Origin of the sequence: Streptomyces huiliensis, from assembly GCF_020037025.1 — a bacterium.
GTDB lineage: Bacteria > Actinomycetota > Actinomycetes > Streptomycetales > Streptomycetaceae > Streptomyces > Streptomyces huiliensis.
Map to the genome: position 1 here is coordinate 19,260 of NZ_JAIQLH010000177.1, position 11,069 is coordinate 30,328.

The 11,069-nt window shown below is 72.3% G+C and carries 9 protein-coding genes and 1 tRNA gene; 6 read left to right on the top strand and 4 right to left on the bottom strand.

Features of this window, described 5'->3' with window-relative positions; all coding sequences use genetic code 11:
- Positions 1-84: 84 nt before the first annotated feature.
- A complete protein-coding gene (locus tag JNW98_RS25825; protein WP_223770699.1) occupies positions 85-582 on the top strand; it encodes a hypothetical protein in 498 nt (165 codons plus the stop codon).
- A gap of 100 nt (positions 583-682) precedes the next feature.
- Positions 683-2,221 carry an MFS transporter gene (locus JNW98_RS25830; protein WP_223770700.1) on the top strand — a complete coding sequence of 513 codons (1,539 nt, stop codon included), beginning with the start codon at positions 683-685 and terminating at the stop codon, positions 2,219-2,221.
- Positions 2,222-2,237: 16 nt separating this feature from the next.
- Here JNW98_RS25830 and JNW98_RS25835 read toward each other — a convergent pair whose 3' ends face one another.
- Positions 2,238-3,374: an aminopeptidase P family protein gene (locus JNW98_RS25835; RefSeq protein WP_223770701.1), complete on the bottom strand. Its 1,137-nt coding sequence runs from the start codon at positions 3,372-3,374 to the stop codon at positions 2,238-2,240.
- Positions 3,375-3,641: 267 nt separating this feature from the next.
- Between JNW98_RS25835 and JNW98_RS25840 the strand changes: the two genes are divergently transcribed.
- Positions 3,642-5,804 carry an MMPL family transporter gene (locus tag JNW98_RS25840; protein ID WP_223770702.1) on the top strand — a complete coding sequence of 721 codons (2,163 nt, stop codon included), beginning with the start codon at positions 3,642-3,644 and terminating at the stop codon, positions 5,802-5,804.
- Between the two features lie 227 nt (positions 5,805-6,031).
- On the opposite strand, the gene JNW98_RS25845 is transcribed toward JNW98_RS25840, so the two are convergent.
- A tRNA-Thr gene (locus tag JNW98_RS25845) sits at positions 6,032-6,105 on the bottom strand.
- Between the two features lie 179 nt (positions 6,106-6,284).
- Here JNW98_RS25845 and JNW98_RS25850 point away from each other — a divergent pair.
- From JNW98_RS25850 to JNW98_RS25860, 3 genes are all read left to right on the top strand, one after another.
- Positions 6,285-7,421: an ABC transporter ATP-binding protein gene (locus tag JNW98_RS25850; protein ID WP_223770703.1), complete on the top strand. Its 1,137-nt coding sequence runs from the start codon at positions 6,285-6,287 to the stop codon at positions 7,419-7,421.
- A 212-nt stretch (positions 7,422-7,633) separates the two neighbouring features.
- Positions 7,634-8,050 carry a hypothetical protein gene (locus JNW98_RS25855; protein WP_223770704.1) on the top strand — a complete coding sequence of 139 codons (417 nt, stop codon included), beginning with the start codon at positions 7,634-7,636 and terminating at the stop codon, positions 8,048-8,050.
- A gap of 66 nt (positions 8,051-8,116) precedes the next feature.
- Positions 8,117-8,839, top strand: a complete 723-nt coding sequence (locus tag JNW98_RS25860; RefSeq protein ID WP_223770705.1) for a nucleotidyltransferase family protein — start codon at positions 8,117-8,119, stop codon at positions 8,837-8,839.
- 62 nt (positions 8,840-8,901) lie between these two features.
- Here the strand turns inward: JNW98_RS25860 and JNW98_RS25865 are convergent, their stop codons facing one another.
- Positions 8,902-10,503: a DoxX family protein gene (locus JNW98_RS25865; protein WP_223770706.1), complete on the bottom strand. Its 1,602-nt coding sequence runs from the start codon at positions 10,501-10,503 to the stop codon at positions 8,902-8,904.
- 165 nt (positions 10,504-10,668) lie between these two features.
- Positions 10,669-11,069 (bottom strand): TrmH family RNA methyltransferase (locus JNW98_RS25870; RefSeq protein WP_223770707.1); only part of this gene is annotated, 401 nt, incomplete at its 5' end.

An 11,069-nucleotide genomic window follows, 5' to 3' on the forward strand; every position in this document is an offset into this window, starting at 1 on the left:
CCACGCGACACACGGCAGCAGTACCGCAGCCCGTGCCCCCGGCCGCCGCGCCGGGGGCACGGGCGCCGTGACACCATCGGGGACGTGATCGACCTCGGCTACTCGCTCTCCCGCCGCTTCCCGGACCCACCGCAGACGGACTACCGCACCGCCGACGTCCGGGCCCTGCGGCACGACCTCTTCTGCGGCGACGTCTACCTCGCCGACACCAAGGAGGACCGGGAGCTGTCCACAGCCTGGGGATGGGTGCCGGTGCTGGACTTCGCCTGGGCGCTGTGCGACATCGTCGAGGAGCTGGACCGCGACCCGCGCGGCGCCCGGTCGGCCACCCCGCAGTACGCCGAGCTGGACTTCACCGAGTCCAGCGACCGCCTCCTCTTCGAGCGCCGCTTCGGCTGGGTGGAGGTCACCGCGGACTGGGTCCCGGCCGACGAGCCCCCGCTCGTCCTCGACCACCGGGCGCTCCGCCGGGAGGCCAGGGACTTCCTGCACGACCTGATCGCCGACCTCTCGGACATGCACGAGGGCCTGGCGGACAACCCGGCCGTGTGGACGATCCAGAGCCGCTTCCCGCGCGTCTGACGGGGCTCTCGGGACGAGAGTGCTCCAAGAGGCGGGCGTCCCTCATCGGGCCTAGGCTGATCCGAGACCTTCTGCACCCTTCCGGCTGCGAGGTTCCGCGATGAGCCGCACGTCAGAACCGACCGCCGCCGCCGACTCCCGCCGCTGGTGGGGACTGGTGTTCATCGGTCTCGCCCAGCTGATGGTGGTCCTCGACGCGACGATCGTGAACATCGCCCTGCCGTCCGCCCAGCGCGAGCTGTCGATGTCGGACACCAACCGGCAGTGGGTGATCACCGCGTACACCCTCGCCTTCGGCGGGCTGCTGCTGCTCGGCGGCCGGATCGCGGACCTGGTCGGCCGGAAACGCACCTTCCTCGCCGGGCTGGTCGGCTTCGCCATCGCCTCGGCGCTCGGCGGCGCCGCGCAGACTGACTGGCAGCTGTTCGGCTCCCGGGCGCTCCAGGGCGTGTTCGCCGCCCTGCTCGCGCCCTCCGCGCTCTCCCTGCTGACGACGACGTTCACCGACCCGAGGGAGCGCGGCAAGGCGTTCGGCGTGTACAGCGGCATCGCGGGCGCCGGCTCCGCCGTCGGACTGCTCGCCGGCGGACTGCTCACCGAGTACCTGGACTGGCGCTGGTGCATGTACGTCAACGCCCCGATCGCCCTCATCGCGTTCGCCGGCGGGCTGTGGGCCCTGCACGACCACCGCCCAGAGCGGCGCACCCGGCTGGACCCGCGCGGCGCCCTCCTGGCCTGTACGGGCCTGGTCGCCGTCGTCTACGGGTGCAGCGAGGCCGAGCCGCACGGCTGGGACAGCCCCAGGGTGCTCGCCCTGCTGACCGGCGGCGTGGCGCTGCTGGCCCTGTTCGGCTGGTGGCAGACCCGGGCGGGCAGCCCGCTGCTGCCCCCGCGCATCGTCCGCGACCGCAACCGGGCGGGGGCGTTCCTGACGCTGGGCCTGGCCGTGATCGCCATGTTCGGCATGTTCCTGTACATGACGTACTACTTCCAGGGCGTCCTCGGCTACCGGCCGGTCCAGGCCGGCCTGGCGTTCCTGCCGATGTCCGCCACGATCATCGTCACCAGCACCCAGATCGCGTCCCGGCTGCTGCACCGGCTGCCGCCGCGCCTGCTGATCGCGCCGGGGACGCTGCTGGCGGCCGTCGCCCTGTTCCTGCTGACGTTCCTGCCGGTGCGGGCGGACTACGCGGTGCACGTCCTGCCGTCGACGATCCTGTTCGGCCTCGGCCTGGGCCTGGTCTTCGTGGCGGTGATGGACACCGCGACCAAGGGCGTCGCCCCGGAGGACTCCGGCGTCACCTCCGCCACCGTCAACACCTGCCAGCAGGTGGGCGGTTCGATCGGCACCGCCCTGCTCAACACCATCGCGACCTCGACCACCGGGGCGTACGTCGCCGCGCACCTGAAGTCGGCGGCGGCCACCGGACCGGTCACCCCGGCGGCGCGCGCGGCGATCATGAAGAACGGGGTGGTGCACGGCTTCCACGTCGGGCTGGCCTGGGCGTCGGTGATCATGCTGGCCGCCTCCGTGGTGGCCTGGGTGGTGATCACGGCACCGGCGCCGCACCACGGCGACCGGGCGGCCGGGACCGAGGGAGCCCGGAAGGCACAGGAGCCGCGCCGGGCCCGCCGCTGAGCCCACCACGCCCCGCTCAGGAGACGACCAGCAGCTCCCGGTCCGTCGTGTTCAGCCGCCGCCCGCCGTCCTCCGTGCAGACCACGATGTCCTCGATCCGCACCCCGAACCGGCCCGGCAGGTAGATCCCGGGCTCGATCGAGAAGCACATCCCCGGCACCAGGGTCAGGTGCTCGCCCTCGACCATGTACGGCGGTTCGTGCGTGGTGACGCCGATGCCGTGGCCGGTCCGGTGGACGAAGTACTCGCCGTACCCGTGGCGCGCGATCACCTGCCGGGCCGCCCGGTCGACGTCCTGGCAGGCGGCCCCCGGCCGGACCGCCTCGAACGCCGCCTGCTGCGCCTCCCGGACCAGGTCGTGGACCTTGCGCTCCTCCGCGCCCGGCTCCCCGACGTGCACGGTACGGGTGGTGTCGGAGCCGTAACCGTCCCGCAGGCCGCCGAAGTCCATGACGACCATGTCGCCGTCCCGGATCGTCCGGTCCCCCGCCTCGTGGTGCGGGTTGGCGCCGTTGGGACCGGAGCCGACGATGGTGAAGTCCACCTGCTGGTGGCCGTGCTCGCGCAGCAGCCGGTCGAGGTCGGCGGCCACCTCGCGCTCCCGGCGCCCGGCGAAGGGCAGCCGGACGATCTCCTCGTACGTGGCGTCGGCCGCCGCTCCCGCCGCCGCGAGCCGCTCGACCTCGTACGCGTCCTTGACCGCGCGCAGCATCGGCAGCGCCTCGGTCAGCGCCGCGTGGGCCCCGCCGGGGCGCAGCCGCTGGAAGGCCAGCAGGTGCAGGGCCCAGGTGTTGTCGGACACGCCGTAGCGGCCCTGGGGTTCGAGGTGCCCGGCGAGCGCGTCGTAGGGGTTCTCGGCGTCCCGCCAGCCGGCGACGGTCAACGCCGGTGCGCCGGGCGCCTTTTCCGCGTCGGGCCGCTCCAGTTCGGGGGCCAGTAGCAGCGGCCTGCGGCCCGGGGTGATCACGAGCGCGGTGAGGCGTTCGGTGACGGGCGGCTGGTAGCCGCAGAGCCAGGCCAGGTCGGGGCCGGGCGCGATGATCAGTCCGGCCATGCCGGCCTGGGCGGCGGAACGGGCCGCGCGCTCCATTCGAGCCGCGTAGTGGCCCGGCTCCAGCGGGCCGGAGGACGCTTCCATCGACGTGATCGCCATGGGGGCAGCGTAATCCGGGTGGAGTCCTTCGGCAGGTGATCTCTACCTCACGGGTGAGACGCCTCTCCTCCGAGGGGAGGAGACGTCCCCACCCCAGGACCGATTTTCCCCTGATTCCTCGACTAATCGTTGGACCCGGGTAAAGAGCGTCTCTAGCGTAGGGATGCCCGTTCGGACATCAGTACCCTCCGCCGGGCATCCGTATCCCTGCAGTATCCACTCATCGTTCACGAAGATCCACGCAATTCCAAGGGGGAGCTCCACACCATGTTCCGACGAGTCGGACGGTTCGCCGTCCATCGGCCCTGGCTCACGATCCTGGCCTGGGTCGTGGCAGCCGTGGCCCTCGGTGTCCTGGCGCCGGGCCTGAAGTCCACCACGGACCAGGCGGAGTTCCTTCCGTCCCACTACGAGTCGGTGAAGGCAGGCAAGGTCCAGGAGAAGGCGTTCCCCCAGGACGAACAGGCCGCCGCGCTGGGCGTCTTCAAGCGCGCCGACGGGGCGAAGCTGACCGCCCAGGACAAGAAGGACGTGGCGAAGGTCGCGGCCGGCCTGGACGCCAAGCACTACAAGAAGATATCCAAGGTGGTGACGAACGAGCAGGCCGTCTCCCCCAACGGTGAGATAGCCCTGGCCAACATCTACTCCACCGAGAAGAACTGGTCGGACAAGGACGTCACCAAGTCCGTCAAGAGCCTGCGCGAGGACGCCAAACCGCTGCTGAAGGGCACCCAGTTGAAGCTGGGCGTCACCGGTCAGGCGGCGTCCAACCTCGACGCCGAGGAGTCGTCCGGCAACACCGACGCCATGATCATGATGGCCACGCTGGTCCTCATCATCGTGCTGCTGCTGGTCATCTTCCGCAGCCCGCTCATCGCCATCCTGCCGGTCGTCATCATCTTCCTCGTCACCGCGGTGGCCAACGGCCTGATCGGCACGGCGGCCTCGGTCGGCGGCCTCAAGGCCGACGCCAGCATCACCCCGATCCTCATCGTGGTGCTCTTCGGCGTGGGCACCGACTACATCCTCTTCCTGCTGTTCCGCTACCGCGAACTGCTGCGCCAGGGCGAGGAACCCAAGGCGGCCCTGGCCGAGGCGGTCGCGCGGGTCGGCGAGACGATCGCCTCCGCCGCCGGCGCGGTCATCGCCTCGTTCCTGGCCCTGCTGCTGTCCACCATGGGCATGATGAAGGCCATGGGCCCGTCGCTGGCCATCGCCGTCGGCGTGACCCTGGTGGCCGCGCTCACCCTGGTCCCGGCGGTCTTCTCGCTGCTCGGCACCAAGGCGTTCTGGCCGTCCAAGGCGTGGAAGAAGACCCCGAAGAACCGCATGGCCAACGGGGTCGGCAGCATGGTCTCCCGGCGCCCGGGCCTGGTCGCCGGCCTGTCCGCGGCGGTCCTCGCCGTCCTGGCGGTCGGCGCGTTCGGCTTCAAGTCGCAGTTCGACATGGAGAGCCAGCTGCCCGAGAAGCTGGAGTCCGTCCAGGCGATGAAGGACCTCCAGAAGGGCTTCTCCGCCGGCCAGGCCGACCCGTCCACGGTCTTCGTCAAGTCGAAGGACGGCAAGCCGGTCGACACCGGCTCGCTGGACGCGTTCCGCGGCAAGCTCAAGGCCGTCAAGGGCGTGGCCGACGTCAGCCAGGGCGTCCCGAGCAAGGACCGGACGGTCGTCCAGTTCAGCGTGGTCACCAAGGCCAAGCCCAGCGCCGACGAGGCCATCGAGCTGGCCGGCGGCGACCTGCGCGACGCCGCGCACAAGGCGGCCCCCCAGGGCACCGAGGCCCTCGTCGGCGGCACGTCGGCGGTCCTCGCCGACATCGAGAACGCCGTCGCCCACGACTACAAGGTGGTCTTCCCGGTCGCCGGCCTCGCGATCATGCTGATCCTCGGCCTGCTGCTGCGCAGCGTGGTCGCGCCGATCTACCTGATGATCTCGGTCGCCCTCGGCTTCGGCGCCACCCTCGGCTCCACGGTCTGGCTCTTCCAGGACCTCAAGGGCGAGGACGGCATGCTGTTCATGCTGCCGATCATCATCTATCTCTTCGTGGTGGCGATCGGCACGGACTACAACATCCTGATGGTCGCCCGTCTCCGCGAGGAGGTCCGCAAGGGCGTACCCCCGCGGCAGGCCGTCCGCACCGCGGTCGCCCAGTCGGCCCCGACGGTCGCCTCGGCGGCGATCATCCTGGCCGGTACGTTCGGTGTTCTGCTGCTCGCCGAGAACTCCATGCTCCAGCAGATGGGCTTCGCGGTCGCCTTCGGCATCCTGCTCACCGCCTTCGTGATGGCGATGCTGCTCGTTCCGACGGTCACGTCGCTCCTCGGGCACAAGGCGTGGTGGCCCGGCCACCAGGACGCTCCGCGTCAGGATCCGCCCAAGGCGGAGTACGACGGCATGCACGACGCGCCGTCGTACAGCGGACACCGGTAGTCCGGTGACGCCCCTGCCGCCTACGGCGGTGGGGGCGCCCCGGTCCCACCCCTTCGCCGTTTCCTGGGGCTGCGCCCCAGACCCCCTTGTCCTCAAACGCCGGACGGGCTGAATCAGCCCGCCCGGGGGGTGCGGGGGCGCAGCCCCCGCAAGAAACGGTGAAAGGGCGGGACTGGGGCAACAACAAAGCCCGGGCCAAAGGCCCGGGCTTCGTGCTGCACGCGCAGAGCCGCCTGTCGGGTTCGAACCGACGACCCCCTGTTTACAAGACAGGTGCTCTGGCCAGCTGAGCTAAGGCGGCATGCGAGAAGCAGTCTAACCGGAGACAGCCCCGCCGCTCCTCCCGATTTTCGCGACCGCGACCTGCTGACAACGGCCCGCCTCCCGGGTACCGTCACCGCATCCGGTCCGAATTGGACTGGACCACTCCCTCTACTCGGATCGTCCGGCACGTTCCTGCCGGTGAAGGGACCCACCACCATGGCCACGGTCACGTACGACAAGGCGACCCGGATCTACCCGGGCTCCGACAAACCCGCCGTCGACCAGCTCGACATTCAGATCGAGGACGGCGAATTCCTCGTCCTGGTCGGCCCGTCGGGCTGCGGGAAGTCCACCTCGCTGCGGATGCTCGCGGGGCTGGAGGACGTCAACGGCGGCTCCATCCGCATCGGCGACCGCGACGTCACCAACCTGCCGCCGAAGGACCGGGACATCGCCATGGTGTTCCAGAACTACGCGCTCTACCCGCACATGACCGTCGCCGACAACATGGGCTTCGCCCTGAAGATCGCGGGCGTGCCCAAGGCCGAGATCCGGCAGAAGGTCGAGGACGCGGCACGCATCCTGGACCTCACGGAGTACCTGGGCCGCAAGCCGAAGGCGCTCTCGGGCGGCCAGCGGCAGCGCGTGGCGATGGGCCGGGCGATCGTCCGCGAGCCGCAGGTGTTCCTGATGGACGAGCCGCTGTCCAACCTGGACGCCAAGCTCCGGGTGCAGACCCGCACCCAGATCGCCGGCCTCCAGCGCCGCCTGGGCATCACCACCGTCTACGTCACCCACGACCAGGTCGAGGCCATGACGATGGGCGACCGGGTGGCGGTGCTCAAGGACGGCCTGCTCCAGCAGATCGACTCGCCGCGCAACATGTACGACCGTCCGGCCAACCTCTTCGTCGCGGGCTTCATCGGCTCCCCGGCGATGAACCTGGTCGAGGTGCCGATCACCGACGGCGGGGTGAAGTTCGGCAACAGCGTGGTGCCGGTCTCCCGCGAGGCGCTGGCCGCCGCGGCCGACCGCGGCGACCGGACGGTGACCGTCGGCGTCCGGCCCGAGCACTTCGACGTCGTCGAGCAGAACGGCGACACGGCGCGCTCCCTGAGCAAGGAGTCCGCGGACGCCCCCGCCGGCCTGGCCGTCACGGTCAACGTGGTCGAGGAGCTGGGCGCCGACGGCTACGTGTACGGCACGGCGGAGGTCGGCGGCGAGCAGAAGGACCTGGTCGTCCGCGTCAACGGGCGGCGCGTGCCGGAGAAGGGCTCCGCCCTGCACGTCGTCCCCCGCCCGGGCGAGCTGCACGTCTTCTCGACCTCGTCGGGCGAGCGGCTGAGCGATTGATTTCCGCCGTCGTGCCGCCCCGGCGGGGGCGGCACGACGGGCGGCACGACGGCCTTCACGCCCGGTCAACCGGACGCGTCACCGATTTCGCGCCGCCCTTCCCTGGTCCGGCCGCACGGGCGTCAACCCTTCCCACCGAAGGGCCGAGGCAATGCCACCCGATCGGGTGACTAAATGTCGCGGTCTCATTACGCCTCGCTACCATCTCCGGCATGAACCAGGCCGCCCGCCGCATCGGCAGAACCCTCGCCCTCGTCCTCCCCGTCGTCATGGTGCTCTCCGGGACCCTCGCCGTCACCCGGGTCCCGTGGGCGGCGCCCAACGCCGAGTCCCAGGTGCTCACCGCGTCCTCGGACACCGCCTCCAGCCAGGCCAGGGCCCGCGCCCCGCACGAGGTGCTGCGGGACAAGCTGCTCACGGAGCTCCAGGAGAAGAACCCCGGAGTGGCGCTGACCCACCTCCAGGAGGCCACCAACGGCCGCCCGTCGCTGGCCCGTTACTGCGTGGACATCGCCCGCGTCCTCGGCCAGGCCGCCGTCGCCAAGTACCACTCCGCGAAGAAGGCCCAGGCGTACTCGCGCCCGGTCTGCGACACCTCGTACGCCTCCGGGGTGGCCCAGGGCCACTGACGGCCCTCCCGCCCCCGGCGGCGGCCGGTCGCACCGCACCCCGCGGCACGGCATATCGTGCGGGGCATGACCGGCACGCACCCCGTCCCCACCCCCGCGCAAGCCGTGATCCTGGCCGGAGGCCAGGGGTCACGGCTTCGCCCTTACACCGACGACCGCCCCAAGCCGATGGTCGAGATCCCCGGCACCGGCGTGCCGATCATCGGCCACCAGCTGGCCTGGCTGGCCGCCGAGGGCGTCACCGACGCCGTGGTCTCCTGCGGCCACCTCGCCGAGGTGCTGGAGGGCTGGCTCGCCTCGGCCGACCTGCCGCTGCGGGTGACGACGGTGGTGGAGAAGGAGCCGCTCGGCCGTGGCGGCGGCCTCAAGCACGCCGCCGCCTCGCTCCCCCACCCCGACCGGCCCTGGTACGCCACCAACGGGGACATCTGGACGCGGTTCTCGCTCCGCGAGATGGCCGCCTTCCACCACGAGCGGGACGCCACCGCCACACTCGCCCTGGCCCGGCCCCGGATCCCCTGGGGGGCCGTGGAGACCGACGAGTTCGGGCACGTCCTGGACTTCATCGAGGCCCCGCCCTCGCCCTACCTGATCAACGCGGGCGTCTACGTCTTCTCGGCGGGCTTCACCGACCTGCTGCCCGAGCGCGGCGACCACGAGCGCACCACCTTCCCGCGCCTGGCCCGGGAGCGGCGGCTGGCCGGCTACCCGCTGCCGCACGGCGCGTACTGGCGGGCCATCGACACGGCCAAGGACCTGACGGAGGCGGCCAGGGAACTGGCCGGCTGACATCCGACGTGCCGCGGCCCCGTACCCGAGAAGGTACGGGGCCGCGGCACGTGGTGTCCGGGTCAGCCCAGGAGGCCGCCGAGGGCGCCACCGCCCGTCATCCCGCCGGACGTTCCGCTACCGCCCGACGTCGTCCCGCCACCGGTCGAACCGCCGGTCGTCGCGGCGCCCGAGGGGCTGTGCGGTGCGGCCGGGGCGGCGGGACGCTGGTGGGGCGTCCGGGTCGCGGGCCGGGTGCCGGGCGTACCGGCCTCCGGGTGGCCGGAAGTCGCCGCACCCGTCGGCGACTTGACCGACCCCGGCACGGCCGGCTTCGCGCTCGGCGACGGGGCCTTGCGGCCCGTGGCGCTCGGCCGGGGCGTCCCCGGGGTCGCGGAGCCGTGGGCGCCGCCGCGCGGCGTGGAGCCGTGCGTCGGACGCTGCGGGAGCGGCGAGCCTGGCAGGCTGTTGGCCGGCGGGGCGGACGGGCCGGGCGCCGGGGCCGGGCGCGAGGAGCGGACGGCGCCGCCGAGCATCGAACCGGCCAGCAGGGAAAGGCCGATGAGGACCGTCGCCATGACGGTGCCGCGGCGCAGCACCCGCCGCCGCAGCCGGCCGATCCCGGCCCGGGGGCCGAGCCGCCGCCACGCCTCGCCGGCGAGCCGGCCGTCGACCGAGTAGACCGGGGCGCCCGCGATCACCAGCGGGCTCCAGGCGGCCAGGTAGATGATGTCCGGGGCGTCGTAGGCCGGTACGGTCCGCCAGCTGACGGTGACCAGCAGGATGGCCGAGAGCAGGACACCGACGGCGGCGGCGAGGCGCTGCCAGAGGCCGAAGATGGTGAGGACGCCGACGATGATCTGGAGGAAGGCCACGGTCAGGCCCGCGCCCACCGGGTGGGCCAGCGCCAGCTCGCGGAGCGGGGCGGCGGCGGGCCAGGGGTGCAGCGAGGTCAGCCAGGTGACCATGGAGCCGCGTTTGCCGCCGTCGAAGTAGACGGGGTCGCAGAGCTTGCCCATGCCGGCGTAGATCGAGATCAGGCCGAGGAAGACGCGCAGCGGGAGCAGGACGACGCCGAGGTTCATCCGGCGCCCGGGGTAGTAGGCCTCCAGGAGCGGGTCGCGGCCGTCGCTCCCGTCCCGGTCCTCGTCCTCTTCGGACCAGCCGTCCTCGCCCTCGTCGAACTCGCCGTAGTCGTACGGCTGTTCGTCGAACGCGCCCCGGGCCGGGCGGATCCCGCCGAGCAGTGGCTCCCCCGGCTCGACGGGCCCGCGGGGACCGATGACGGTGGTCGGGGCGTCGTCGACGCCGATCCGCGGCAGGACTTGGGTGGCCCCGGCCTCGCCGCCGCCCGCGGCGCGGGCGGTCCCGGACTCCCGCACGGCGTCGAGGAGCCGGGTCGGGGCGGCGTCACCGGGCTCGGCCCGCCCGCTCCACACCACGGGGGCCCGGCGCCTGGCCGGGCCCTTGACGGTGGGCAGCTGCGCCGTGTCGGCGGCGACTCCGGCGTAACGCCGGGCGGCGGCGTGCGGGGGACGCGCGAGCTGCACGCGGAAGCTCAGGTGGTTGCCGGAGACCTGCGCGGGGTCGGACGGGACTTTCACCGTACTCAGCGCGGGCTGGTCGTCGTACCCGGAAGAGCTTCCCCCCGTAGGTGTGCGGGGTGTTCTGGTGTCCACGCTCATCTAACCGAGTGACCGCAGCTTAGGACACTGCCTTGACCGACACGGGTGTCCGAGACCCGTCAAGGAGGGCGCCACCCCGGCCTCGCCCGTTCACCGGACGCCGGACAGGCCGACTTCGGCCCGTCCGGCGTCCGAGGGTGCGCGCCGCGGGCGCGCTCGGCAGGACTACGCCCGGCGCCGCGCCGCCTCGTACAGCACCACACCGGCCGCGACACCGGCGTTCAGCGACTCGGCGCCGCCCGGCATCGGGATCCGCACCCGGAAGTCGCAGGTCTCGCCGACGAGCCGGGAGAGGCCCTTGCCCTCGCTGCCCACGACGATCACGACCGGGCCCTCCAGGGCGTCCAGCTCGTGCAGCTCGACGTCGCCGTCGGCGGCCAGGCCGACGACCATCAGGCCCTCCTTCTGGTACGCCTCCAACATCCGCGTCATGTTGGTGGCGCGGGCCACGGGCGTCCGGGCGGCGGTGCCGGCCGAGGTCTTCCACGCGCTGGCCGTCATACCGGCCGCGCGCCGCTCCGGCACGACCACGCCGTGCCCGCCGAAGGCGGAGACGGAGCGGACGA